We start from the raw sequence: 25,880 nt of genomic DNA on the forward strand, positions 1-25,880 counted from the left end.
CCTGACTGCCGCGGTCCGAGTGACAGATCGTGCCGGTCTGCTCGGCGGTCGCTGGGGCGACCTCGCACAGGGCGGTGGCGTTGTTCAGCGCGGCGACGGCGAGCGAGGACTTCATGCGTGAGTCCATCGAGTAGCCCACGATCCGCCCGGACCAGGCGTCTTTGATCGCGCACAGGTAGAGCTTGCCCTCGCCGGTCGGGTGCTCGGTGATGTCGGTCAGCCACAACCGGTCCGGACCATCAGCGGGGAACTGCCGGTGAACGAGGCCGTCGTGCACGGGCGGGCCAGCCTTCTTCCCCGACCTGCGTCGGCGGTGGACGCTCGAGACGATGCCGGCCTCGCGGCACAGCGACCAGACCGTGTTGGGCGACACGCGCAGGCCGGCGTCGGCCAGCTCGTCGGCGACGAACCGGTACCCCGAACTCCGGGTCGTCACGGTGCACGCCCATGGCGGCGTTGATCAGGTAGGCCCGCTGCAGGTCTGCGGGCGTGACGGGGCGGGCCTTCCACGCGTAGTAGGCCTGCTTGGAGAACCCGAGCACCCGGCAGGTCACCGCGACGGGGATACCGTCTGCGGCCAGGTCACCGACCAGCGGGTACGTCATTTTGGGGAGATCTCCTTCGCAAAGTACGCCGCCGCCCGGCGCAGGATCTCGACCTCCTGCTCGAGCTGACGGTTGCGCCGCTTGAGCTCACGCAGCTCGCCCGACTCCTGCCTCGTCACACCGGGCTGCACACCGTCCTCGACGTCGGCCGCCTTGAGCCAGTTACGAAGACAGGACTCGGTGATCCCGAAGTCCTTGGCGATCTGAGCGATCGAGCCACCCTGACGGGCAACAGCGACCACATCACGACGGAACTCGGCGGGATAGGGCTTAGGCACGGGGACATCCTTCCAGCGAGGACCACAGTCCTCACAGATCAGGAGTCAACCGATGCTGGGGCAGTCCCTCCCGACGCTGCTCAAGGCGTCCCACAGGTGCCCCATCCGCGAAGTCTTGATCGGCAACGGCCCGCCCGCCTCGGGCGGCGGCTGCAGGCCGAGGTCAAGCTCATCCTGCCCACCCGCAAGCGTCTGCCGCGCGACGGTCTTCAACAGCTCGAGCTCGACGTCGTCGTGCGCAGACCCGATGTGCCTGATGTCCCGGGCACCCTTGCGGTTGGAGTACACGATCTGCACCGCCCGCGCCCCGGACGCCGTCGTCACGGTGCGGATGTGCGGAGCCACCCAGCAAGCCTAGAGCCGCCGGTTAGTGCACAGAATCTCACCTTCGCGACCGCGAACCCGCAGGTCAACGGCATACACCCGCCAGAACCACCGATCTGTGATCAAAGTCGGGTCACCGCGACGGGAACCCCGTCGCCGGCGAGCTCGCGAACGAGCCGGGCACTCATTTTGGGAGCACGTTTTCCCGGGCGAAGTACGCCGATGCCCGCTTGAGGATCTCGTTCTCCATCTCCAGCACCCGAGTCCGACGACGCAGCTCGACCAGCTCCTTGCGCTCTTCGGACGTCAGGCCCTCGCGCCGACCCGCGTCGACATCGTCCTGGGCCATCCACCGCCGCAGGCACGACTCGCTGATCCCCAGATCCTTCGCGACCTGCCGCACCGGCGCATCACCGCGCCGGGCCAGGTCCACCGCTCTGCGCCGGAACTCCGCCGGCTTGGCTGCAGGCATCACGGACTCCTCTCCCGAGGCGATCATCGCCTCAGATCAGGTGTCCGGGAAACCGGGTCAGGCTCCAGACACGCCCTACAGGGTCTATAGCCGCTCAGCTTCTACGATCGCTTCGTCGACGCCATAGACGCCGAGCTCTAGGAGATTGTCCAGGACGTCGAGCAACGCCGCCCGATGACCCCTGTCACGAGATTGCGCCAAGCCACGGACTACGAGCTCACTGACGTAGTGCGCATCGCCAGCAGCACCTGTCCGAAGGTCACCGGCCTCACTGCCAAAGACGGAGATGAACCGTTGCGACACCTTCAGGACGAGGTCATCAACCTTGTCCGGCGCGTGCTGCAGGGTCAGCAGGAGCTGCGGTGTGGCGTGGTCGTATGCTGGCGAGTCGATCAATGCGGCAAGCAGTTCGGCGAAGGGGCGGAGCTGGTGATTGCGTAGATGCGGAGCGACCCTGGCAACCACCGTAAGCACGTCGTCATCTTGATCAGTCATCAACTTAGTGAGAGTGCCGGATGCGAGCGACGCGTTCGACGTCCGGTCAACACGATTCGCGCACACTTCGGCGACCCCCTTACGGGTCATGACGTCGCCTCCGAGCGCCTTCGTGAGCAAGTCCGGACGACCCCACTCGAGCCCCGCGAATGCAGCTAGTACTCCCCCGGCTTCCCTAGCTTCGCCGTCCGACGACTCCAGCATGCGTTGGATGACCGGGGTGATAACATCCGGATCGACGTTGCCGATATAGAGCATCAGACGTTGCACCATTCCGGCCGCCAAGATCCGATCGTCGGTGTCAATCAACTTCTTGAACGCCGAGACGGCATCTGGTCGGGCATGACGCAGGGCAGCCGCGAGCGTGTGAGCGGCGCTCGAACGAACGAAGAGCACTGGGTCACTCGCGAGCGTGTTGAGGTGAGGCCGGACTAGTTCGGTCCGTTCGCCGTCGGCGTCGTAGACTAGCAGGTCACCGAGAACCTCCGCGAGGCTGCCGCGACCGGTGTTAATGGCGTTAATGTGCATGTCGGCGGCGGAACGGCCGTCGTCGCCGTCACGGGTAAAGATCGGCGAGTCGTCCTCGGGATCCGGCGACTGAAGGGCACGCTCAAGCAGCAGCTCGACGAGATCGATGGGCGCGTCCCGATAGTAGCGCCTCAGAGCATTGCCGAGCCACCTGTCAACATCGTCGTGTCCGAGCGACGCGAGATGTCGAACAGCGTCGTATATCAGTGGCGCGGCGTCGTCTGAACGCTCAGCGTCGGCAAAGCCCATCAGGAGTCCGTCGGCGAAGGCCGGGTTGAAGTCAGGCGTGAGTTTAAGAGCTAGAAGTGCGAATCGCTTCGGATCAGCCTTAGCCTGCTCGCGCAGAACGTGGGACAGTTCACGGGCACCGCCCGTGAAGTTGCTCCAGTTCGTTCGGTCGGCGTTGTGCTTAGCCATCGCCTTGAGCCACTGATCGTCGGACATCTTGCTTGCCGCGTCCGGCTCGATGGGTGATCCGATCGCGCCGCCCGTGATGCCTTGAGGCTGCGAAGGCACGTCCTCTTGGAATTTGCGCCGGTGCTCGCCCAACCTGCGGACACCTGCAGGGGACAACCTGTCCTCTTCGAGGGCCGACAAGAACGTGAACGCCGACCGCCCGAAGCTGTAACGATCTTCGTAGGCATTGCGTAGATCACGGAACAGGTCTTCAAGCTGCAGATGAACGTCGTCAGATAAGTGGGGAGCGATTGCCTTGACCAGCTCACGTGCTGCCCAGTCGGAGTCGGCCATATAGCCACAGTCAAGTCGAGCTCCCCCCTCGAGGAGAAGCGACGCCGCCCAGTCTGCGAAGGTCGACCCTCCGGCCGTCAGCGCTCGGTAGAGCAGGAACTGGGCTGCGTCGTGAGGATCTTCGACGAGCTCCTCAAGCAGTAGCTGGATATCCTCCGGCACCGTTCGAGCGAGCGATTCCAGAGCGCGAACTGCCCCGGAGAATAGGGCGTCATCCAGGTCCTTGTCGTCAAGTTCGTCGACCTTGAACCGCGCGCAGAAGTGCCGATCGCGAATCGGATCGTCTGGGCGAGGCTCATACGCAGTGGCTGCCATGACACGACGCAGGTACGGGACAGCTGCCTGTGCGAAGGCCAGCGGCTCAGTTGCGGCGGCTTCGCGGACCAGCTCTGAGGCGGCGTACTCGCGCACACCGAGCAGAACCACCTTGCCGCTTTCATCGAGCACAAGGGCGTCGGCGTGCTCGATGAACCGAGCCTCTATCAGCTCGATAGCCCAGAGTGGCTGCCGCTTCGCCAGGTCGTGAACCGCCAACCACAGCTCGTGCTCCGCCGCGTCAAAACCGCCCTCGCGGACCGCTGCGAGGATGAGATCGAAGAGGCTGCGGCTCAGGAATGGATCAGAGAAGCGAGCGATCGGGCGTAGCCAGTTGAGATATTCTGGCGCGAATTGGCGAGCACCGAGTAGTTCAGCCACCTCATCAGGCATCTCTTTGACCGCGCTCATCATGAGATTGACTGCGCGTTGCTGCAGTGTTGAGTCGTTGCTGTCAAGCCAGGACGCGATGGTGCCGTCCTCATAGAAGCGCCTGAACCACGGGACGCGGCGGGTGTGTAGCCAGAGTTGATTCTCGTACGTCGGCCCGGTAGCTGACACATCGAAGATGACCTCGGCGTCCTCGCTGCTAGGCGCACCGAGGTTGGATAGCACCGCGAGCACCGTCTCCTTGATGTGGAAGCGCACCCGGTCGCTGGTCAGTACTGCCACCGCCTCCACCCTGAAGCGTTCGGGTTCTCGTTCGTAGAGGTGCTGCAAGATCTGGCGAACCTGGCCTCTACGGAACAACTCTTGCTCGTCGCGCAGTAGGAAGTCCGTCAGCGACTCGGATCGTGACACCCACTGGCGCGCGAAGGCGTAGTCGAAGAATGTCTCGTGAAAGAAGGCAATCCGACCGCCGCCGCGGGCTAGGACGTGCTCAGACACGAGAACGTTGGCATCTTCGATGAGTTCGTCCTCGTCGAGAATCTCAATAGGAACAGACAGCGTCTGTCGGTCACTCGCCGCGTTCGCAACTCGACACAGCACTGCGTTGAACCGTACATCAGCTCGCTTAGCACGCGCCATCTGCCGCTTGCGCTCCCAGTAGGCCTCGAACAGGGAGCCCCTAGAGTGAAATGCGAGTGCTTTGTCTTGGCTCGCGATCGAGCTTAGGAGCACGAGATGCATCGGCGTCTGCAAGATCGACCGTTGCGAGGAGGTCAACTTCGTTGCATCGAGGCCCATCGACGTCACGGCAGCATCGACTGCCTCTGCAGAGAGGAGGCCAACTGAGACCTTCACGGTGTCCGGTCGATCAGTCAGCGAGCGAATCCGATGGTCGTTATCGATGTCGAACTCGCGACATGCCAGGATGACCCTGAGGCCGCTTACAGACAGGGCCTCGCCGATGAGATCCATCACGACGTCGAAGCTCTCGGGCATGCGGCCAGACGCCAGGCTGACCGCATCCAACTGGTCGACAACCAGATACGCGTCGCGACCGTCCGCGGCGAGGGCGAGCAGCACTGAGGGCGAGGTCTCCAAGCCGAACTGCCGACCAAGGTCTGTGGTGGACGCGAATGATTCCAGACGGTCGAGGCGCAATGCCAGCACCTGCGCACCCGAAGTTTCCAGAGCCTCGACGGCCTGATCCAGAACAGAACTCTTACCGCCTCCCGCCGTCCCGGACACGAAGGCGACCCGACGATCGTGAAGCGATTCGATCGCCTCGACGGCTTCGCTGCGCTCGATGCGCGGCTGCAGCAGTTCGCGTTTGACAGACTCGCGCCAACTGGAAGTCACTGCGCGAAGCTGCTCGCTCGCGCTTCGGCGCGAGTCGGACGTCGGCGGGTGAATCTCCTTGGCCTCAAGTAGCTCCAACAGTTCGACACGGGTCAGCCGACGGCCCAGGTTCTCCAGCAGGATGTCACCGATCGCGAGCGAGACGAGTTCGCCCGTGGCGCCACCTAGCTGGCGTCCAGCCAGCATAGCGTTCATGCGAACGATGTCGCCTTCGTCTTGGACCTTGAACCACACTCCTCGCAAGGTGTCCCGAGCCTTCTGTGGACTACCTAGGACGGCGTCCGCGGCCAACTGATCGAAGACGGGGCGCAGCTCGTTCGTCAGCCAGGACTGGGTGAACTCCACGAGGTCAGCGGACTTCCGTGCACGTTCAGCCAGCTCTTGCAGTGGCCGACACGGGACAAGCGACACGAAGTGGAACTCGCGACCAGCAGCCACGTGCCCCGCAGCAGAATGGAGCACCTTGAGATCAGCCAGAGCCTTAACTGACCAGCTGTTGCTGTTGCCGTTCTGGCGCTTGAGTTGATGCACCTCAGTAGACGGGCCGGCCGTGAAGGTGAACTCCGAACCCTTGCCGGCTTCGACGTCCACGTCCTCGAGCGTTAGGGAGTGATCGCCGTCAGCAATGCAATAGAGGGCATGTCGAATCGCCCAGGCGAGTTCATACCTGTTTCCAAGCTTGTCAGCTTCTCCGCCTGGCCGTGGACTCACGCTGATTCCAGGTTGCAGACGCTTCGCTTGCTCGCGTCCTGATCGGGCCTCAACATCACCAGGTCTCCTCGGCCAACGTCCTCGGAGTTCGGCGCAGCAGCATGTTCCGGCGCTGCACCGTTCGACGCTCTCACCACGACAGCAATCCTATGCACGTGGGACTGCTGCACGGATAGGTGCCACCGAACGTGTGGTGCCGTGAGGTGCTGCTGGAAGGATGTGGCCCGTGCCCAGACCCCACCCCAAAGAGTTCCGCGACGACGTCGTGGCCGTCGCCCGCCAGGGCGAGGTCCTGGTCAAGCAGGTCGGGAAGGACTTCGGTATCTCTCGGAGTCGTGCCTGCGCAACTGGCTGCACGCCGCTGACGTCGAGGACGGTGCCAAGCCCGGCGTGAGCGCGTCGGAATCGGCCGAGCTGCGCGAGGCCCGCAGACGTGTGCGGCTGATGGAGCAGGAGAACGAGGTGCTGCGCCGCGCGGCGGCGTACTTCGCCCAGGCGCACCTGCCGGGAGAATGAGCTACCCGCTGGTCCGTGAGCCCGCCGAGGCGGGGATCCCCGTCGCGGTGACCTGCCGGGTGCTCGACTTCGCCAGACAGCCCTACTACCAGTGGCTCGCCTGCCCTGTCACGGCCACCGAGCTCGACCAGGCGTATCTCGCGAACGCCCTGTTCGACGCCCACCGCGACGACCCGGAGTTCGGGTACCGGCTGTTGGGGGACCAGGCCCGTGATGCCGGCCACGACGCGTGTTACCGCACGATGTGGGCCCGCTGCGCCGAGGGCGGCTGGTGGAGCGTGTTAGGCAAGAAGCGAGGCACGAAGAGCGGTAGGAAGCCCGGCCCGCCCGCGCACGACGACCTCGTCCGCCGGGACTTCACCGCCTCGGAGCCGGACGAGCTGTGGTTGACGGACATCACCGAGCACCCCACCGGCGAGGGCAAGGTCTACCTGTGCGCGATCAAGGACGTGTACTCGGGCCGGATCGCGGGCTACTCCATCAGCGACCGCATGAAGTCGCGGCTGGCCGTCCAGGCGCTCGAGAACGCCGTCGCCAGACGCCGCGCTGAAGGCACCGACGTGGCCGGATGCATCGTGCACAGCGACAGAGGCAGCCAATTTCGAAGCCGGAGATTCCTGGCAGCGCTGCGTCGTCACGACCTGCTCGGATCGATGGGCCAGGTCGCCTCCGCTGGCGACAACGCCGCCATGGAGTCCTTCACCGCCCTGCTGCAGAAGAACGTCCTGAACCGCCGCCGCTGGGCCACCGGCGCCGAGCTGCGGATCGCGATCATCACCTGGATCGAACGCACCTACCACCGACGCCGACGCCAGCAGCGTCTCGGACGATTGACCCCCATCGAGTACGAAGCCATCATGACCACTCAGGTCGGGGTCTGTCTGATTAACGGTGGGTGGGTCTCGGCCTGACACGCCGAGCACAGGCTTGGCGGGAAGTAGGCAGGATGACCGAGATCATCGAGCCCGTGACGCTCGACGGGGACGAGAAGCAGGCGCTGGCGCAGCAGCTGGTGGCGCAGGCGAAGGCGGCGGGGATCGATCTGGTCGGCCCGGACGGGCTGTTGACCGGCCTGACGAAGCAGGTCTTGGAGACCGCGCTGGACGAGGAGCTGACCGAGCATCTGGGCTACCCGCCCGGTGAGCGTGCCGCCAAGACCGGGTCGAACGAGCGCAACGGCACCCGGTCCAAGACGGTCCTGACGGAGATCGGTCCGGTGGAGCTCGACGTGCCTCGCGACCGTGACGGTCGTTCGAGCCGACGATCGTTCGCAAGCGGCAGCGGCGCCTGAACGGTGTCGACGAGCTGGTGCTGTCCCTCACCGCACGGGGGCTCACGACCGGGGAGATCAGCGCGCACTTCGCCGAGGTCTACGGTGCCAGCGTTTCCAAGGACACCGTCTCGCGGATCACTGACAAGGTCGTCGCCGAGATGGCCGAATGGCAGACCCGGCCGCTGGACGAGGTCTACCCCGTGATCTTCATCGACGCCCTCGTGGTCAAGGTTCGCGACGGGCAGGTCACGAACAAGCCGTTCTACGTCGTCATCGGTGTCACGACCCGCGGGGAACGCGACATCCTCGGGATCTGGGCCGGCGACGGCGGGGAGGGCGCGAAGTTCTGGCTGAACGTGCTCACCGAGATCAAGAACCGCGGCGTGGGCGACGTGTGCATCGCGGTCTGCGACGGTCTCAAGGGCTTGCCGGACGCGATCACGACCGTGTGGGAGCTGGCGCAGGTGCAGACCTGCGTGATCCACCTGATCCGCAACACGTTCCGCTACGCCGCCCGACAGGACTGGGACAAGATGGCCCGCGACCTCAAGCCGATCTACACAGCCGTGAACGCCGAGCAGGCCGAGGTCCGGATGGACGAGTTCGCAGACGAGTGGGTCGGCAAGTATCCGGCCGCGGTCAAGCTGTGGCGGTCCGCATGGGGCGAGTTCATCCCGTTCTTGGACTACGACGTGGAGATCCGCAAGATCATCTGCACGACGAACGCGATCGAGTCGTTGAACGCCCGCTACCGGCGCGCGGTCCGCGCCCGTGGGCACTTCCCGAACGATGCCGCAGCGCTGAAGTGTCTCTACCTCGTGACCCGGTCCCTGGACCCGACCGGCCGCGGTCGGGCACGATGGGTCATCCGGTGGAAGGCCGCGCTGAACGCGTTCGCGATCACCTTCGAGGGGCGCATCAACCCCTCGAGCAACTAAGGAACGCCGTGGCCCGCCCACCGTTCATCGGACACTCCCCAGGTCAGACACCACTTCCGAAACAGGCCCTAGGGCCCGTCTCCTCAGTGCATGACCAGGCCAGGCAAGCGCCCAGGACCCAGGCGGCGCTGAAGGTGATGCGGATCGGCGTCAGGCGGCCGTGCCGCCGTAGTGCGCGGCCAAGCGCCGCAGCCCTTCGTCCACGCTCACGGCCGGGCGCCAGCGCAGGTCGTGGCGCGTGGCCCGCTGGTCGAACCAGTGCGCGGTCGACAGTTGCTCGGCCAGGAAGCGTGTCATCGGCGGCTCGTCGGCGCCCGGTCGCACCCGCCAGACAGCCTCGACCAGGCTTCCCGCTGCCCTCGCGACCCCGGCCGGGACGCGCCACCGCGGTGGCTCGACGCTGCCGGCCCGGCAGATGCCCGTGAGCAGGTCGGCGACGGTGCGGGGCTCGCCGTTGGTCAGCACGTACGCGCGACCGTGCACGTCGTGTGCGCGGTCGAGCGCGGCGAGGATGCCGTCCGCGGCGTTGTCCACGTAGAGCGTGTCGATGAGCACCGCGCCGTGCCCCAGCAGGGGCAGGCGCCCGCCCGCGGCTCGCTCGAGCACCCGCTCGACGAGCTGGGTGTCGCCCGGCCCCCAGACGATGTGCGGGCGCACGGCGACGACGCTCGGCCCGGTCCCGCCCGACCCGTCCGGCCGCCGTCGGCGGTCCCGGCCCAGCGCGAGCAGCTCGGCCGCCGCCTTCGTGCGCGCGTACTCGCCGCGCGCGTGCTGGGGGTCGGCCGGCGTCGTGCTTGCCCCGACCAGGGACGAGCCCAGGTGGGCCACGGACGGCGAGGACACCTGCACGAACCGCTCGACCCCGGCGCGCTCGGCCGCGTCGAGGAGCGCGGCCGTGCCGTCGACGTTCACGGCGCGGAACTCCGCGGGCTCGCCCGCGAGCGACACCTTGGCCGCGAGGTGCACGACCGCGTCGACGCCCTCGACGGCGCGCGCGACGGCCGCCGGGTCGGTCACGGACCCCCGGACGTCCTCGGCGCCCGGCACGCCGGAGGCGCGGCGCTGGAGCGTGCGGACCTCGTCGCCGCGTGCCACGAGCGCACGGGCGAGGGCGCCGCCGAGCAGCCCCGACGCCCCGGTCACGAGCACGGTCACGGCTGCCCCACCCGCCCGCCGGCGAGGACGCCGTCCGCCCAGGCGGCGAGGCGCGCCCGGTCGATCTTGGAGTTGTGCCGCACGTCGGTGGGCATGCGCGGCACCACGAGCACGGCCGCGAGCGCCACGGGCGACGCGGTGCGCACGGCGGTGGTCAGCGCCTCGGGCGCCAGCCCGGGGCGCCGGGCGCCGGGCGCGGTCTCGACCACCGCGACCGCCTGCTGCAGGCCCGCAGGCCCGATGCCGACGACGGCGGCCCGCCGCACCTGCTCCACCCGCTCCACGTGCTGCTCCGGCCCCACGGGTGCGAGCGGGCCGTCGGCGGTGCGGAGCACGTGCCCGAGCCGCCCCTCGATCCACAGGCGGCCCTGCGCGTCGAGGTGCCCGACGTCGCCGGTGCGGTGCCACCGTCCGGGCGGGGTGCCGCGCTCGGCGGCCAGGTCGGTGAGCCACAGCCGGTCGTAGCGCTCCTTGAGATGCCAGGCCTGGACGAGGACCTCGCCGAGCACGCCGGGCGCGATCGACGGCGCGCCCGTCGCGGCTCCGTCGTCGTCGAGGGCGCTGATGAGCACCTCCACCCCGGGCACGGGGCGGCCCACGCACACGCCGGCGTCGGGGGCCGCGGCGGCGTCGCGGATGCCGTCGAGCGTGACGTCCGTGACCAGCAGGCACTCCGTCATCCCGTACGGGGTGTGTGCCGTGGCGGCGGGCATGAGCTCGGCGGCCGAGCCGAGCAGCCCGGCCGAGATCGGCGCGCCCGTGGAGAGGAACGTGCGCACGCGCGCGAGGGCGGTGCGGTCTGCGGCGTCGAGCGCGTCGGCGGTCGCGACCACGTTGAGGATTGCGGCGGGCGAGAGGAACACGATGCGCGCGTCCGATGCGCGCACGGCGTCGGCGACGGCCCGGGCGGTGAGCGTGCGCGGTGAGGAGACGTCCATGCGCGGCGTCACCGACCGCGTGCCGAGCGCGGGCCCGAGCAGCGCGAACGGGGCGAAGCCCGTGACGAGCCCGGTGTCGGGGCCGACGTCGAAGTGCTCGGCGAGCGTGTCGCGCAGCGCGGAGAGGCGGGCGTGCGAGTACACGACGCCCTTGGCCGGGCCCGTCGACCCGGACGTGAACAGCACGGCGGCCTCGTCGTCGGGTCCGGGCTCGGGTGGCAGCGCGGCGCCCTCCCCGGCGCGCGCGACGTCGACGAGCTCGTGCGCCACGCCCAGCGCACGACGGACCGCGGGCGCGAGCGGGTCGGCCGAGATCCGCACGCCGGGCCAGCCGAGCGCGCGCGCCGCGGCCAGGCCCTTGGTCTGCGCGACGACGAACCGCGGCCACGCCCCGCGCTGGGCGCGGGTGAGCCCGCGGATCCCCAGCCCGGCGTCGGCGACCACCACGACGGCCCCGATCCGCAGGCACGCGTAGACGAGCGCGGTCAGCGTGGGCCCCGGTTCCACCAGCAGCGACACCCGATCGCCCCGGCGCACCCCGATCGCGTGCAGCCCCGCAGCCACCCGCCGCACCTGCCGGTGCAGCGCCCGCCAGCTCACGACCCGGGCAGACCCGTCGGCATCGGTCGACGCCATGTCCAGCACCGCGGGCGCGTCGTCCCCCGCCCGCGCGTCTATTCCCGCCCACAGCGGCACGAACGGCGAGTGGGCACTCCCCTCAGCACCGGTGGCACCGGCCCCGGACAGCACGTCCCTGAGCCACCCGAGAACGGCGGGCGTCCAGTCGGCATCCTCGGCGACGAGATGGCCGGCGTCCGCGAACCGGTGCACGTGCGCGTGCGGCAGCCGGCGGACGAGGTCGTCGAGGTAGCGGTCGGAGAACACCGGGTCGTGCGGTCCCCACAGCAGCACGGCGGGCACGCGGAGCCGCGCGACGCCGTCGGCGATGCGGTCGAGCTCGGGCGCGCTGGGGTGCGAGGCGTCCACGGGGATGTCGGCGACGAAGCCCTCGATCCCGTCGCGGTCGTGCGCCACGCGGTAGGGCAGCCGGTAGGCGCTGGCGACGTCGGTGGCCAGCCGTGGGCGCGCCAGTGCGAGCGTCGTGTCGAGGAAGGCGGGCGTCGTGCGGGTGCCGAGCCGGTGCACGGGTCCGGCGAGCGCGAGGCGCAGCGGCGCGGGCACCGAGGCGCCGTCGGGCTGGTGCACGGCCGTGTTGAGCAGCGCGACGCCGGCGAGGAGGTCGGGGTGGTCGACGGCCCAGCCGAGGGAGACGACGCCGCCCCAGTCGTGGCCGAGGGTGACGACGGGCCCGGCGAGACGGAGGGCGTCGGTGAAGGCGCCCAGGTCGGCGACACGGCGGGCGAGCGGGCGGTGCTCTCCCGTGCGGGCCGAGAACCCCATCTCGAGCTGGTCGACGGCGACGACGCGCCACACCGCACCGCCGCCCCGGGCGGCGGCGACGGAGTCGGTCACGAGACCCCGCCACAGGTAGGACCACGTGGGGTTGCCGTGCACGGCGAGCACGGTGCCGACAGGCGCGACACCGTGCCGCTCGAGCTCAGGACCCGTGTCGAGGTAGTGCCAGGTCGCGCCCCGGGCGTCGCGCAGCACGTGGCTGTAGCGCGGGTCCAGGCCCGGCAGCCCGTGCGGGACGGTGCCGGCGGGGCGCAGGAGGGAATCGGTCGCGGGCATGAGGGCGGGCCCGGTCACCAGGCCAGCTCCAGCATCGCCGTGTTGATGCCCGAGCCCACGCCCATGAGCAGCACCCGGTCTCCCGCGCCCAGCGTGTCCTGCTCCTCGACGAGCGTGATCGGCACGGACGCCGGCCCCACGTTGCCGAGCCGGTCGTAGGTGACGGGCACGCGGGAGGGGTTCAGGCCCACCGCCTCGACGATCGCGTCGGTGTGCACGCGCGAGACCTGGTGCGTGACGTACCGGTCCATGGACGACCAGTCCCAGTCGGCGACGGCGTCCTTCCACGCGTCCACGACGAGCTCGAGGCCGCCCTCGAGCAGCGCCTTGGCGTCGGTGAACATGCCCTCGGTGCTTCCGACGCACAGGTCGTGGAACCGGGTGGCGGCGCGGGTGACGCCGCCGAGCACGCGGTGGGCGCGCGGGTGCTCGTCCGCGCGCCCCAGCACGGCGGCGGCCGAGCCGGACCCGAGCGTGAGCGAGGCGAACTCCTGCATGAAGTCGTCGCGGTCCCGGTCCTCGCGCAGCAGCCGCTCGATCGTGCGGTCGTGGATGATGTCGGCGTCCTCGCCGTCGACGACGACCGCGTAGCGGATCTGGCCGGACTCGATCATGCCCGCCGCGAGGCTCATGCCGTTGATGAAGCCGAGGCACGCGTTGGCGACGTCGAAGTTGGTGGCCGACGACGGCAGGTCGAGCCCGTGGTGCAGCCGCACCGCGACCGACGGCTCGAGGTGCTTGCGCGTGACCGACGTGTTGATCAGGAGCCCGACGTCGCTCGGGTCCACCCCGGCGGCGTGCAGCGCCTCCTGCCCCGCGGCGACCGTGGCGGCGTCGACGTCCTCCTGGGCGGTCCAGGCGCGCCGCTCGTGCACGCCCGCCACGCGTTGCAGGAGCGTGGACGGGAGGCGCAGCCGTCGCAGCGCGGGAGCAAGACGCTCCTGCACCTCGGCAGACGTCCGCACGCCGGTGGGGAGCCGACTGGTGACGGACAGCAGCGCGACGTTGGTGAACCTGGTGGTGGCGTTTCCTGACACACGATCTCCAGACGGCCGGACGCACCAGCGCCCGGCTCAGCGACGAGACGACCGGGAGCGCGTGACCGCCGGTGCGGCCGCGCGACCGCGCCGGGCAGGAAGACGGCTGGTGCCGCCGGCTCCCGCGTCCTTGAGCGTAGGACGCTCGGCGGCTGCCCGCCGTTCCAACCGTGCGCTGTGGGGTGCGCCACGTCGACACGGTCGGGCCTCGCAGGGCTGCACGTCGGGCGGCGAGCGGTCGCCGTCCCGCGTTCCGGTGCCGCCGCTCCTACCGGGACGGACCCTGCCGGAACCCCGGCTCCCTCGTCGTCGAGCACACCCCGTTCGGCCTCGTCGCCGTGGAGGTCTGTTCCCTCCGCGCTGCTCGATGACTTCCGCGGCGCCCCGCGGTCTACCCCTGGACCGAGACGGCGAGCCGACCTGGAGACGACCATGGGATCCATCGAGATCGAGCTGTTCACGACCCTCGACCTCGTCGGGCAGGCGCCCGGCGGTCCGGAGGAGGACCCGGAGGGCGGGTTCGCGTTCGGCGGCTGGCAGGCACCGTTGCTCGACGACGTCGCGGGGGCGCAGATCGCCGCGGCGTACGAGGGCACGGACGCGCTGCTGCTCGGGCGGCGCACGTACGACATCTTCGCGTCGTACTGGCCGTTCCAAGAGGGCGGGCAGGACGACGACTTCGCCGCGCTGTTCAACCGCGTCCCCAAGTACGTGGCGTCGCGCGGCACGCCCGACCTGTCATGGGCCGGGTCGACGCTGCTCGGCCCGGACCTGCCCGCGGCGGTGCGCGAGGTGCGCGACCGGCACGAGCACGTCAAGGTCGTCGGCAGCCTCGACCTGGTGCAGACGCTGCTGCACGAGAGGCTATTCGACCGCCTCGACCTGTGGGTGCACCCCATCGTGCTCGGCACCGGCAAGACCGTGTTCGACGGCGGCGCCGTCCCCACCAACCTCACCCTCCTCGAGCCTCCGACGCCCAGCCCGACGGGCACCGTCCTGCTGCGCTACGGCCTCGCCGACGGCACGCCCGGGACGGGCGACATGAGCAAGCCGGGGCGCGGCGTCGAGCACGACGCGTGACCCGGGGACCGGACAGCACCGTACCGACCGATCGAGGAGGCACCCCATGGCGCTCCAGCGCCTCGACAACGTCGCCGTCGTCGTCGACGACCTCGACGCGGCCATCGCGTTCTTCGCTGAGCTGGGTATGGAGCTCGAGGACCGGATGACGATCGAGGGGCGGTGGGCGGAGCGCGTCGTCGGGCTCGACGGCCTGCGCTCGGAGATCGCGATGATGCGCGTCCCCGACGGGCACGGGCGCCTCGAGCTCACGCGGTACCACGCACCCACGCCGCTCGACCTCGGCCTGAGCACCGCCCCACCGAACGTGCTGGGCCTGCACCGGGTGATGTTCGCCGTCGACGACATCGACGACACGGTCGCGCGACTCGGGCCGCACGGCGGGGAGGTGATGGGAGAGATCGTCCAGTACGAGGACGTCTACCGGCTCTGCTACCTGCGCGGGCCGGGCGGGATCATCGTCGGGATCGCCGAGCAGCTCGGCTGAGCGCGGCCGCCTAGGAGGCGGCCGCCGTCTCGCCGCGCAGGATCGACGTCATCTTCTTGCCGCGTGCGACCTCGTCGACGAGCTTGTCGAGGTAGCGGATCTTCTGCATGAGCGGGTCCTCGATGTCCTCGACGCGGACGCCGCAGATCACCCCGGTGATGAGCGCGGCGTTCGGGTTCCACGCGGGCGCCCGGTCGAAGAACTCCTCGAGCGTGATCTCGTCCGCGATCGCCTGCGCCAGGCCGGCGCCGTCGTAGCCGGTCAGCCAGCCGATGACCTGGTCGAGCTCGTCCGTCGAGTGCCCCTTGCGCTCCACCTTGGTCACGTAGAGCGGGTAGATGCTCGCGAAGCTCATCCCGAAGATCCGGTGTCCCGCCATGGGTGTCCTCCTCCTGCCCGGCCGAGCCCGTCGCCGCGCCGGCTCAGCCCGAGCGGTCGTCCGGCACGGACCACGCTACCGCGCGGGTCAGGCGGGTCGGGCCGCGACCATCCCGTGCGACGCCTCGAGCCGGTCCACGAGCAGCGTGCCCGCCGCGACCAGCGGCACGAGCACGAGGTTGCCCAGCAGCATGGTGCGCAGGAACGGCAGGCCCGCGACATAGCTCGCGACGAGCCCGTCGACACCCGCCGGGTACCAGACGCCGCGGCCCTGGAGCCAGACGCCGAAGTTGGTCCACGCGAAGAACCAGAGCGATCCCGCGACGCCGAACGCCGCGCCCGCGCCCACGCGCCGCCAGCCGGTCGTGTTCCGCGCGAGCAGCGAGCCCAGCCCGACGACGAGCCACGCGCTCCACGTGAACAGCGCGATCGCGGTGTTGCCGAGCACGACGTCAGACACGACCGTCACGGCCAGCGGCACGACGAACGCCCAGCGCGAGCGCAGCAGGAGCGTCGCGGCGAACGTGGCGGCGGTGACGAGCTCGAGGTTCGGCGGCGCGCCGAGGTCGGCGCGCACGAGCCGCCACACGACAGCAAGGGCCGCGAGCGCCACGACGAGCGCCGGGCGCCACCAGCGCAGCGCCACGCTCGACGAGCGCGTCACGAGGTGAACGTCTCGAGCTTCCACGTGATCTCGTCCCCGTCCGTCGTCTCGAGGGATCCTGCTCCCACGGTAGCCATCTCGCCGTTGACGTACAGCGCCCAGAACTCGCTGTCCGGGTCCGCCACGACGCCGTCGATCGCCGTGACGAACGCGTTCTCGCCCTCGCCGGTCACCTGGGCGGACGGGTCGGCCTCGAGCAGCAGGTCGAGCGCGGTCGTGCCGGCGCGGCCCTCGTAGGAGAACTCCGGGGCGTCGTCGGTGTCGCTGGACTCGTCGTCGGACGCCTCGTCCGTCGCGTCGTCGGCGGGCGCGCTCGTCTCCTCGCTCGCGGTCGACGTGGACGTCGACGACGTGGCGTCGGCGCCGGGCTCGTCGGTCGACGAGCACCCGGCCAGCAGGCCCGCGGTGAGCAGGACGGCGGTCAGGGCGGTGAGCGGGCGCGCGGGGGTGTCGCGGAATGTTCGGAGGGTCACGACGCCAGCGTACGGAGCGCCCGGCGGGGCGCGCCCGGGCGCCCGCCTGTCGGACGACGCGCCGTCACCCGATCTCCTCTCCCGCGAGGGCCTTGGCGGCGAGACGCTCCTCCTCGCTCACCTCCCAGACCTCGTAGGCGGAGTGGAACGCGAGGAGGATGATCCCGCACCCGAGCACGAGGTCCGGCCAGCCGTTGCGCGGCGAGAGGAACGCGGCCCGGCTGAGCGAGCCGCCGTGGTGCCGCACGCGGACCAGGAGCCACGCGCACACGCCGTTGACGACGATCGCCCCGAGCGAGGCGACGTCGGGGAGTCGAGCGTCCTGGCCGGTGGCCACCGTCAGACGTCGATGCGGGCGTGGTCCAGCTCGGTCGCCCCCGCGACGATGAACTCCTTGCGCGGCGCGACGTCGCTGCCCATGAGCAGCTCGAACACGCGCTCCGCCGCCTCGGCGTGCTCGGCCGTGACGCGCCTCAGCGTGCGGTGGCGCGGGTCCATCGTCGTCTCGGCGAGCTGGTCCGCGTCCATCTCCCCCAGGCCCTTGTACCGCTGGATGTCGTCCTTGTAGCGGCGCCCGGCCTTGTCGAGCTTCTTGAGCGTCGCGGCGAGCTCGGCCTCGGAGTACGTGTAGATGTACTCGTTCTTGCGGCGGCCGGCGCCGATGACCTCGATCCGGTGCAGCGGCGGCACGGCCGCGAACACGCGACCCGCCTCGACGAGCGGCTTCATGTACCGGTAGAAGAGCGTGAGCAGCAGCGTGCGGATGTGGGCGCCGTCGACGTCGGCGTCCGTCATGAGCACGATCTTGCCGTAGCGCGCGGCCTCCAGGTCGAACGACCGCCCGGACCCGGCGCCGAGCACCTGGATGATCGCGGTGCACTCGGCGTTGCGGAGCATGTCGCTCACGGACGCCTTCTGCACGTTGAGGATCTTGCCGCGGATGGGCAGGAGCGCCTGGAAGTCGGAGCTGCGCGCGAGGCGCGCGGTGCCGAGCGCGCTGTCGCCCTCGACGATGAACAGCTCGCTGCGCTCGACGTCGTCGCTGCGGCAGTCGACGAGCTTGGCCGGCAGGGAGGACGTCTCGAGCGCGTTCTTGCGGCGCGAGATCTCCTTCTGCTTGCGCGCGGTGATGCGCGCCCGCATCTCCGCCACGACCTTGTCGAGCAGGAGCGCGGCCTGCGTCTTCTCGTCGCGCTTGGTCGACGTGAGCAGAGCGTTGAGCTCCTTCTCCACCACGCGCGACACGATGCCGCGCACGGGCGCGGTGCCGAGGACCTCCTTGGTCTGGCCCTCGAACTGCGGCTCCGCGAGGCGGACGGTCACGACGGCGGTGAGGCCCGCCAGGACGTCGTCCTTCTCGATGCGCTCGGAGGCGTCCTTGGTCGAGACCTTGAGGCGGCGCGCGTTCGTCTCGACGGACTTGCGCAGCACCTTGAGCAGGCCCTGCTCGAACCCGCCGAGGTGGGAACCGCCCTTGGGCGTCGCGATGATGTTGACGAAGCTGCGGACCTCGGTCTCGTACCCCGTGCCCCAGCGCAGCGCGACGTCGACCTCGCACTCGCGCTGCACGGCCTGCGGCGTCATGTGGCCGCGGTCGTCGAGCACCGGGACGGTCTCCGTGAACGACCCCGAGCCCGTGAGGTGCCACGTCGCGGTGACGGGCGTGTCCGGCGCGAGGAAGTCGACGAAGTCGACCGACCCGCCCGTGTGGACGAACGTCTCCTCGTGCGGCCCCGACTCCCCCGGCGTGCCGGGCACGCCGCGCTCGTCGCGCACGGTGATCTCGAGGCCGGGGACGAGGAACGTCGTCTGGCGCACGCGCGTGACGAGCTCGTCGTAGGAGAAGACGGCGGTCTTGAGGAAGATCTGGCGGTCCGCCCAGTAGCGCACGCGCGTGCCGGTGACACCGCGCTTCGTCTTCCCGACGACCGCGAGCTCGGAACCCGACACGAACGGCTCGAACGGGGCGTCCGGCGTCGGGCCCGCCTTCGGGTCCGTGAAGATGCCCGGCTCGCCGCGGTGGAACGTCATGCGGTGCGTCTTGCCACCGCGGTCGACCTCGACGTCCAGGCGCGAGGACAGCGCGTTCACGACGGAGGCCCCGACGCCGTGGAGGCCGCCCGACGCGGTGTACGAGCCGCCGCCGAACTTGCCGCCCGCGTGCAGCTTGGTGAAGACGACCTCGACGCCGGACAGGCCGGTCTTGGGCTCGATGTCCACGGGGATGCCGCGACCGTCGTCCTCGACCGTCACGGACGAGTCGGCGTGCAGCACGACGAGGATCTTGGAGCAGTTCCCGGCGAGCGCCTCGTCGACGGAGTTGTCGATGATCTCCCACAGGCAGTGCATGAGACCGCGCGAGTCGGTGGTCCCGATGTACATGCCGGGGCGCTTGCGCACGGCCTCGAGACCCTCGAGCACGGACAGGTGCCGAGCGGTGTAGCTGGACTCAGCGGAGGTGGTCGTCACGGCCGCAAGCCTAGACGAGCCCGCCCACACCCTTGCGCTCCCCCGCCGCCGGCCCTCGGCTCCGGCCCCGGCGCGGGAGGCGGCACGGACCCGGCACCGACCTGGCACGGGGCCGAGGCGCTTCGCGGGTAGCGAACCGGGGCCCCGCGGGGGACGAATCCTCAGGAGCGGATGGTTTGATGTTCATGTGACTGCTACGACGACCACCACCGAACCGCTGACCGCGGCCGACCGCTGCGACCGCTGCGGGGCCCAGGCGTACGTCCGCGTGGTCCTGCCGAGCGGTGAGCTGCTGTTCTGCGGCCACCACGCGCGGGCGCACGCCGACGCCTACACCGACCTCGCGACGTCCATCCAGGACGAGACCGACAAGCTGCTCGCGGAGCACGGCGCGCGCTGACGCGCCGATCGCACCGCCTGGCCCACCCACCTCGCCGCGAGCGGGGACCGTCAGGGGGCCACGAGGACCGGCTCCACCGCCCGGTCCGGCGGCCGACAGCCGACGACACGACGAAGGCCCCGAGGAGATCTCCTCGGGGCCTTCGTGCGTCTCGACGCTTCTCGCCATGGGGGCGGCCGGGCCGTAGCGGGCCGGCCGCCCGCGGGGCGGGTCTCAGTCGAGGTAGTCGCGCAGGACCTGCGAGCGGCTCGGGTGCCGCAGCTTCGACATGGTCTTCGACTCGATCTGCCGGATGCGCTCGCGCGTCACGCCGTAGACCTTGCCGATCTCGTCGAGCGTCTTGGGCTGCCCGTCGGACAGGCCGAACCGCATCGAGACGACGCCCGCCTCGCGCTCGCTGAGGGTGTCGAGCACCTGGTGGAGCTGCTCCTGCAGGAGCGTGAAGCTCACGGCGTCGGCCGGGACGATCGCCTCGGAGTCCTCGATGAGGTCGCCGAACTCGCTGTCGCCGTCCTCGCCGAGGGGCGTGTGCAGCGAGATGGGCTCGCGCCCGTACTTCTGGACCTCGACGACCTTCTCGGGGGTCATGTCGAGCTCCTTGGCGAGCTCCTCGGGCGTGGGCTCCCGGCCCAGGTCCTGCAGCATCTGCCGCTGCACGCGCGCGAGCTTGTTGATGACCTCGACCATGTGCACCGGGATACGGATGGTGCGCGCCTGGTCCGCCATCGCGCGCGTGATCGCCTGGCGGATCCACCAGGTCGCGTACGTCGAGAACTTGTAGCCCTTGGTGTAGTCGAACTTCTCGACCGCACGGATCAGGCCGAGGTTGCCCTCCTGGATCAGGTCCAGGAACAGCATGCCGCGACCCGTGTACCGCTTGGCCAGCGACACGACCAGACGCAGGTTCGCCTCGAGCAGGTGGTTCTTCGCACGCTTGCCGTCGTGCGCGATCCACTGGAGCTCACGCTTGAGCTTGCGGTCCAGGTCGTCGCCCTCGGCCGCGAGCTTCTCCTCCGCGAACAGGCCGGCCTCGATGCGCTTCGCGAGCTCGACCTCCTGCTCCGCGTTCAGGAGCGCGACCTTGCCGATCTGCTTGAGGTAGTCCTTGACCGGGTCCGCGGTCGCACCGGCGGTGACGACCTGCTGGACCGGCGCGTCGTCCTCGTCGGCGTCCGACACGACGAAGCCCGTCTCCTCGGGCTCCTCGGCCGCGGCACCGGCGGCGGGCTTCTTCGCGCCCGAGTCCGCCGCCGCGTCCTCCTCGTCCTCGGTCACGTCGATCTCGAGGTCCTCGACCTCGGCCTCGGCGTCCTCGTCGTCGTCCTTCTTCTTGGCGCGCGCGGGCGTCGCCTTCGCCTTGGCCGGGGCCTTCGCCGCGGTCTTGCGCGCGGCGGGCTTCGCGGGTCCGGTGGACGGCGCGGCCTCGGCGTCGCCCTCGGCCGCCGGGGCGGCCTTGGTGGCGGTCGTCGCGCGACGCGTCGTCGACGACGTCGACTTCGCCGCGGCGGGCTTGGTGCGCGCCGTCGTCGTGCTGCGCGGCGACGCCGCCGCGGCGACCTTCGTCGTGGTCGGGATGTCGACCTCGACGCCGGCGCCTGCGAGCGCGCGGAAGACCGCCTTCAGCCGCTTGGCGTCGTTGACGGCGGCCTGCTCGCACGCGGTGCGGAAGCTCTCGGCGTCGACGCGACCGTTCGCGCTGCCGCGCCGCAGGAGCTCCTGCAGGGCGGGGTGCTCGAACTCTCGCGGGAGTGCGGAAATCGGGGTTGAGGGCGCCACAAACCGACCTTTCGGCAATCATGGGGGGCGGTAGGGCCGCCGGAGCGGGGACGTGAACCGTGAAGTGCGGGCTTCTCGTGGACTCTCACGGTGAGTCGTCGGGCTCTAGCGGATACCTATATTGTACCGGCGATCCGCGCACCGGACGCCGCGACACGGGGTGAGGTCGGACCTGACCGCCGCTCGGCGGTCCCGCACACCACGTCTCGGCGACGTCCGTCACTCGGGTCCTGGCCTGTACAACGGCCGGGCACCCGCGAAGATTCCCTGCTCAGGCCCCTGCGGTGCGCTCGGGCTTGACGGCCAGCACCGGGCAGGGCGCGTCGAGCAGGATGCGCTGCGCGTTCGACCCGAGGATGAGCTTGCCGACCGGGCTGCGGCGGCGCAGACCGATGACGATGAGGTCCGCGGAGGCGCGCTCGGCCGCGCTCACGAGGTCGTCCGCGAGGTCCGACGTGCCCTGCTCGCGTCGCAGCGTCGACGCGGTCCCCGCGAGGCGCTCCTCGACCCGCCGCAGGTCGTCCTCGTGCGCGGCGACGAGCTCGGGCGTCGACGTCGAGCCCTCCGTGACCACGACCACGAGCTCGGTGCCGCGCCGGACCGCCTCGGTGGCCGCGCTGTCGAGAGCCTCGCGACCCTCGGGCGTGCTCAGGTGCGCGACGACGACGCTCATGTGTCCTCCGGAACGGCTCGTGGGCGCGGCCGGCCGCGGGCGGCGACCGCAGTTCGTGTCGCGGTCGAACCTACCCGAACCCGCGCGCCACGGCTCACACGTCGGCGCGGATCCAGCCCGGTGGCACACCGGCGTCGAGCGCGCTCGACAGCAGGAGGGCGAGCCGGTACGTCGGGTCCTCCGCGAGCGCCTCCTCGAGCCGGCGTCCCGCCCGGCCACCGTCCCCGTGCCACCAGGCGACCAGCGCGAGGAGCGTGAGCGCCGGCGCGGTGCTCCCGCGCGGTGCGTGGGCCACGACCGCCTCCAGCACGGTGCGGGCCGGCCCCGTGACGGCCGGGTCGGGCGCCAGACCTGCTGCTGGGTCCACGATCGACGCGATCGCGCGTGCCGTCCCGGCGTCGACGTCGCCGCCGCGCACCGTGCGGTCCGCGAGGTCTCCCGTCCCGGGCACGAGCGAGACGAGCACGGCGTCGCGCACCGGGACCGCCTCGAGCCCGGCCGCGAGCCGGCCCAGGACCGTGGCCGGAGGCAGTCCCGCCCCGGTCCGCGCGTCGGGTGCCTGACCACCCGCGCGGTCCCGCTCGTGCTGGGCCACGCGGGCGACCACCGCGCGCCACTCGGCCAGGCTCGCGACCCGGCGGGCGACGGCGGCGTCGGGATCGGAAGGGGCGTCGGTCGGGCCACCCCCGCGGGCGCGGTCGAGTACCCGCCGCGCGGCACGCGCCGCACGGCGCCGCTCGTCGGCGCTCGCGCGCGGGATCCGCAGCGCCTCCTCCCGCGAGTCCGCGAGCGCCGCCCCGGCGAGGACCATGTGCGCGCCCACCTCGCTCGACTCGAGCTCGCGCAGCGGGCGCCCGCCCGGCGGGCAGCACTCGTCCTCGGTGCAGTCGAGCGCGTACCAGCCGCTCGGCGCCACGACCCAGACGTCCACCGGGCCGTGGTGCGGCTCGACGGCCTCGCGGCAGTGCTCGACGGCGGCCCTCGCGACGGCGGTCTCGACGCCGCCCGACCGCAGCGGGGCATCCGTGTAGACGACGAGGACGACCCGTTCTGCGCCGTCCGCGGCGAGGTGCCCGACGACGGACCGCGCGAGCTGCGGGCCGTGCTCGAGGTCGGCCACGTCGCCCACGTCGACCCGGACGACGAGGCCGATCCGACCGCGCGGCGGGCGCAGCCCGACGAGGACGACGCTGTCCTGCGGCCGGTAGCCGAGCCGGTAGGGGACGTAGGCGAGGAGCTCGCGCGGGCCCTGGGCCCGGATCAGGGTGGTCATGAGACCATCCCAGCCCGTCCCGGGTCCGCGCGGGGAGAGCGTCAGGGCGCCTGTGGACGCCCTTCGTCCGGCGACGCCCCGGGACGCGCCCTGTGGTCCAGCCCCGTGGGCGGTGGTGGCTCGCGGACGACCGGGTGACTACGGTGTGCGCGTGCCACCACGAACCCGAGCCCGCGCGCGGCGAGCGGACCCGTCCGCTCGTGCTGCCGCCGTCGTCCTCGTCGTGGCGCTGCTCGGCACGACGCTCGCGGGCTGCCGGTCCGACCCGGACGACGTCCAGGGGGCCGCCGGGCCCCGCGGCACGCAGGAGTCCCCCGCGTCCGAGGCGGCCGGAGTCCCGGGCACGCCGCTGCCCGACTACGACGCGGCGTCGGCGGTCGGAGACCTCGTGGAGGGCTTCCCGGCGGAGCTCGTCACGGTCCCCCCGGGCGCCCAGGTGCTCGCGAGCTCGGCCCGGCCCACGGAGGACGGCACGCTCATCGACGTCACCCTCAACCTGCGCTCGGACGAGCCCGTCGAGGCCCTCACCGCCTACTACACCGACGCGCTCGGCGCCGCCGGGTTCGAGGTGTCGCCCTCGAGCGTCCCGAGCGCGCTCACGTCCCTCACGACGTTCGTCCGGACACCGGCTCCCGACTCCCCCACCGAGTCGCTGGCCGTCGGCGTGTTCGACGACGAGACCGAGCGCCTGGTGACGATCAGCGGGCAGGTCGCGGCGGGCTGAGGCTCCGACCGTGGTACGACGCCCCGAGGCGACCGCACCGCATAGGCTGCCCCCGTGCCGAACCCGTCGCTGCCGACCTCGTCCTCGCCCGAGCCCTTCGCCTCGGAGGCTGCTCCGAGCGTCTCCGACCCGAGCCCGAGCGCGCTCGTCGACCGGGAGGGCGTGCGCGCCGGGGTCGACGACGCCCTGCACGTCGCGACCGCCGCGCTGCGCGACGAGCTCTCCTCCACGCACCCCGACGCGGACCCGCTCGCCGACGCGACGGACGAGCTGCTCGCCGGGGGCAAGCGCCTGCGCGCCGCCTTCTGCTACTGGTCCTGGCGTGCGCACGGCGGCGACCCGGACGGCCCGCACCGCGACGTCGTGCTCCGCGCGGGCGCGGCGCTCGAGCTGTTCCAGGCCGCGGCGCTCTTCCACGACGACGTCATGGACGCCTCCGACACGCGGCGCGGGCACCCGACCGCGCACCGCGCCTTCGGGGCGCGGCACCGCGCGCTCGGCTGGTCGGGCGACGCCGACCGGTACGGCGAGAACACGGCGATCCTGCTCGGCGACCTCGCGCTCATCGCGAGCCACCGCGAGCTGGGCGACGCGCTCGACGACCTCCCCGCCGACGTCGCGACGCGGTCGCGCGTCGTGTTCGGGCGCATGCAGACCGAGGTGATCGTGGGGCAGTACCTCGACGTGCAGGCGCAGGTGCTGCCGTGGGGCGACGACCCCGCGGCCGACGAGGAGCGCGCGCGAGCCGTGATCCGGTCGAAGTCGGCGCGCTACAGCGTCGAGCACCCGATCGCGCTCGGCGCGGCGCTCGCCGGGGCCGACGACGCGGCCGTCGCCGCGACGAGCGCGTTCGGACTGCCCGTGGGCGAGGCGTTCCAGCTCCGCGACGACGTGCTCGGGGTGTTCGGGGACGCGCGTGTCACGGGCAAGCCCGCGGGCGACGACCTGCGCGAGGGCAAGCGCACGGTGCTCGTCGTGCGCGCGCTCGCCGCGGCGACGCCCGCGCAGCGCGACCTCCTGCTCACGCACCTGGGCGATCCCGATCTCGACGCGCGCACGGTCGAGGACCTGCGCGCCGTGCTCGTGAAGACCGGCGCGCGCGACGCGGTGGAGTCGCTCATCGACGAGCTCACCGATCGTGCGTCGGCGGCCCTCGCCGGTGCCGGGCTCGCCGAGCCCGGGGCCGCGATGCTCGGGCTGCTCGCGCGGGCCGCCGTCGAGCGCACCGCCTGACGCGGGGTCGAGCAGGTCGGTCGAGCGGGTCAGAGCTCGGACTGCGCGGCGCGGCGCACGCGCGCCTTGTGGCCGCTCACGAGCGTGTCGAACGGGGGCTCCCCCAGCTCGTCGTTCGGGCTGAACAGCCATTCGAGGATCTCGGCGTCGTCGAACCCGGCATCGGTGAGCACGACGATCGTGCCCTGGAGGCTCGACAGGACGCCGACGCGGCCGCTCCCGTCCGGGCGCCCGGCGTTCGCCGGGTCGACGAGGTGCAGCGGCACGAGGAACCGGGCCGGGATCTGGAACGTCGTCCGCTCGCCCCGCTTGACGCCGACGACACGGCGCTCCTGGACGATCCGGCGCACCTTGCCGACGTCGGTGCCGAGCGCCTCGGCGACGTCGGGGAGGGTCAGCCACTCGCCGACCAGGTCGTCGAGGGTCGGGCGGGGGCTGGGGTCACGGTCGGTCACCGGGCAAGCCTACGGCGTGCCT

Annotated in this window: 20 protein-coding genes and 3 pseudogenes; 7 read left to right on the top strand and 16 right to left on the bottom strand. The window is 71.0% G+C overall.

Features of this window, described 5'->3' with window-relative positions:
- Position 1: 1 nt before the first annotated feature.
- From ACN9MS_RS12135 to ACN9MS_RS12150, 4 genes and pseudogenes are all read right to left on the bottom strand, one after another.
- Positions 2-883 (bottom strand): annotated as a pseudogene (locus ACN9MS_RS12135) (IS3 family transposase); the annotation flags it as partial.
- A gap of 45 nt (positions 884-928) precedes the next feature.
- The gene (locus tag ACN9MS_RS12140; protein ID WP_426308840.1) at positions 929-1,228 is read right to left on the bottom strand and encodes a hypothetical protein; all 300 of its coding nucleotides are present in this window, start codon (positions 1,226-1,228) and stop codon (positions 929-931) included.
- Between the two features lie 163 nt (positions 1,229-1,391).
- Positions 1,392-1,679, bottom strand: a complete 288-nt coding sequence (locus ACN9MS_RS12145; protein WP_426308841.1) for a transposase — start codon at positions 1,677-1,679, stop codon at positions 1,392-1,394.
- Between the two features lie 84 nt (positions 1,680-1,763).
- On the bottom strand, positions 1,764-6,104 hold the full coding sequence (locus ACN9MS_RS12150; protein WP_426308842.1) for a hypothetical protein: 4,341 nt from the start codon (positions 6,102-6,104) through the stop codon (positions 1,764-1,766).
- A 346-nt stretch (positions 6,105-6,450) separates the two neighbouring features.
- On the opposite strand from ACN9MS_RS12150, the pseudogene ACN9MS_RS12155 reads away from it, so the two are divergent.
- Positions 6,451-7,651, top strand: a pseudogene (locus ACN9MS_RS12155) (IS3 family transposase).
- Between the two features lie 35 nt (positions 7,652-7,686).
- Positions 7,687-8,951: pseudogene (locus ACN9MS_RS12160) on the top strand (IS256 family transposase).
- A gap of 150 nt (positions 8,952-9,101) precedes the next feature.
- On the opposite strand, the gene ACN9MS_RS12165 reads toward ACN9MS_RS12160, so the two are convergent.
- Genes ACN9MS_RS12165 through ACN9MS_RS12175 form a run of 3 tightly spaced genes read right to left on the bottom strand, consistent with a single transcriptional unit; the run spans position 9,102 to position 13,773 of the window.
- The gene (locus ACN9MS_RS12165) at positions 9,102-10,106 is read right to left on the bottom strand and encodes an NAD-dependent epimerase/dehydratase family protein (protein ID WP_426308843.1); all 1,005 of its coding nucleotides are present in this window, start codon (positions 10,104-10,106) and stop codon (positions 9,102-9,104) included.
- Positions 10,103-12,736: an alpha/beta fold hydrolase gene (locus tag ACN9MS_RS12170; RefSeq protein ID WP_426311892.1), complete on the bottom strand. Its 2,634-nt coding sequence runs from the start codon at positions 12,734-12,736 to the stop codon at positions 10,103-10,105. The genes ACN9MS_RS12165 and ACN9MS_RS12170 overlap by 4 nt, the downstream gene beginning before the upstream one ends.
- Positions 12,737-12,750: 14 nt before the next feature.
- Entirely contained in the window at positions 12,751-13,773 is a 1,023-nt protein-coding gene (locus ACN9MS_RS12175) for a 3-oxoacyl-ACP synthase III (protein WP_426308844.1), read from the bottom strand.
- A gap of 432 nt (positions 13,774-14,205) precedes the next feature.
- Between ACN9MS_RS12175 and ACN9MS_RS12180 the strand changes: the two genes are divergently transcribed.
- Together ACN9MS_RS12180 and ACN9MS_RS12185 are read left to right on the top strand one after the other, a co-directional pair.
- Positions 14,206-14,853: a dihydrofolate reductase family protein gene (locus ACN9MS_RS12180; RefSeq protein WP_426308845.1), complete on the top strand. Its 648-nt coding sequence runs from the start codon at positions 14,206-14,208 to the stop codon at positions 14,851-14,853.
- Positions 14,854-14,899: 46 nt separating this feature from the next.
- Positions 14,900-15,340, top strand: coding sequence for a VOC family protein (locus ACN9MS_RS12185; protein ID WP_426308846.1), 441 nt, complete (start codon positions 14,900-14,902; stop codon positions 15,338-15,340).
- Positions 15,341-15,350: 10 nt separating this feature from the next.
- On the opposite strand, the gene ACN9MS_RS12190 is transcribed toward ACN9MS_RS12185, so the two are convergent.
- The 5 genes from ACN9MS_RS12190 to ACN9MS_RS12210 all read right to left on the bottom strand — a co-directional run bounded on the left by ACN9MS_RS12190 (position 15,351) and on the right by ACN9MS_RS12210 (position 19,324).
- Complete coding sequence (locus ACN9MS_RS12190) at positions 15,351-15,719, bottom strand: DUF2200 domain-containing protein (RefSeq protein ID WP_426308847.1); 369 nt, start codon at positions 15,717-15,719, stop codon at positions 15,351-15,353.
- A gap of 87 nt (positions 15,720-15,806) precedes the next feature.
- Positions 15,807-16,382, bottom strand: coding sequence for a DUF6580 family putative transport protein (locus ACN9MS_RS12195; protein WP_378232241.1), 576 nt, complete (start codon positions 16,380-16,382; stop codon positions 15,807-15,809).
- Complete coding sequence (locus ACN9MS_RS12200; RefSeq protein ID WP_426308848.1) at positions 16,379-16,855, bottom strand: DUF4430 domain-containing protein; 477 nt, start codon at positions 16,853-16,855, stop codon at positions 16,379-16,381. Before ACN9MS_RS12200 ends, ACN9MS_RS12195 begins: the two co-directional genes overlap by 4 nt.
- Positions 16,856-16,919: 64 nt before the next feature.
- The gene (locus ACN9MS_RS12205) at positions 16,920-17,192 is read right to left on the bottom strand and encodes a hypothetical protein (RefSeq protein ID WP_426308849.1); all 273 of its coding nucleotides are present in this window, start codon (positions 17,190-17,192) and stop codon (positions 16,920-16,922) included.
- 2 nt (positions 17,193-17,194) lie between these two features.
- Positions 17,195-19,324: a DNA gyrase/topoisomerase IV subunit B gene (locus ACN9MS_RS12210; RefSeq protein ID WP_426308850.1), complete on the bottom strand. Its 2,130-nt coding sequence runs from the start codon at positions 19,322-19,324 to the stop codon at positions 17,195-17,197.
- A 187-nt stretch (positions 19,325-19,511) separates the two neighbouring features.
- Between ACN9MS_RS12210 and ACN9MS_RS12215 the strand changes: the two genes are divergently transcribed.
- Entirely contained in the window at positions 19,512-19,724 is a 213-nt protein-coding gene (locus tag ACN9MS_RS12215; RefSeq protein WP_021479923.1) for a DUF7455 domain-containing protein, read from the top strand.
- A 213-nt stretch (positions 19,725-19,937) separates the two neighbouring features.
- Here the strand turns inward: ACN9MS_RS12215 and ACN9MS_RS12220 are convergent, their stop codons facing one another.
- From ACN9MS_RS12220 to ACN9MS_RS12230, 3 genes are all read right to left on the bottom strand, one after another.
- Positions 19,938-21,500 carry an RNA polymerase sigma factor gene (locus ACN9MS_RS12220; protein ID WP_426308851.1) on the bottom strand — a complete coding sequence of 521 codons (1,563 nt, stop codon included), beginning with the start codon at positions 21,498-21,500 and terminating at the stop codon, positions 19,938-19,940.
- A gap of 271 nt (positions 21,501-21,771) precedes the next feature.
- On the bottom strand, positions 21,772-22,173 hold the full coding sequence (locus tag ACN9MS_RS12225) for a universal stress protein (protein ID WP_426308852.1): 402 nt from the start codon (positions 22,171-22,173) through the stop codon (positions 21,772-21,774).
- A 94-nt stretch (positions 22,174-22,267) separates the two neighbouring features.
- Entirely contained in the window at positions 22,268-23,446 is a 1,179-nt protein-coding gene (locus tag ACN9MS_RS12230; protein WP_426308853.1) for a DUF4192 domain-containing protein, read from the bottom strand.
- Between the two features lie 151 nt (positions 23,447-23,597).
- Between ACN9MS_RS12230 and ACN9MS_RS12235 the strand changes: the two genes are divergently transcribed.
- A complete protein-coding gene (locus ACN9MS_RS12235; protein WP_426308854.1) occupies positions 23,598-24,170 on the top strand; it encodes a hypothetical protein in 573 nt (190 codons plus the stop codon).
- Positions 24,171-24,224: 54 nt separating this feature from the next.
- A complete protein-coding gene (locus ACN9MS_RS12240; RefSeq protein WP_426308855.1) occupies positions 24,225-25,403 on the top strand; it encodes a polyprenyl synthetase family protein in 1,179 nt (392 codons plus the stop codon).
- 29 nt (positions 25,404-25,432) lie between these two features.
- Here the strand turns inward: ACN9MS_RS12240 and ACN9MS_RS12245 are convergent, their stop codons facing one another.
- Positions 25,433-25,858: an Rv2175c family DNA-binding protein gene (locus ACN9MS_RS12245; RefSeq protein ID WP_378232253.1), complete on the bottom strand. Its 426-nt coding sequence runs from the start codon at positions 25,856-25,858 to the stop codon at positions 25,433-25,435.
- Between the last annotated feature and the right edge of the window lie 22 nt (positions 25,859-25,880).

Origin of the sequence: Cellulosimicrobium sp. E-16 (genome assembly GCF_049913115.1) — a bacterium.
Lineage (GTDB): Bacteria > Actinomycetota > Actinomycetes > Actinomycetales > Cellulomonadaceae > Cellulosimicrobium.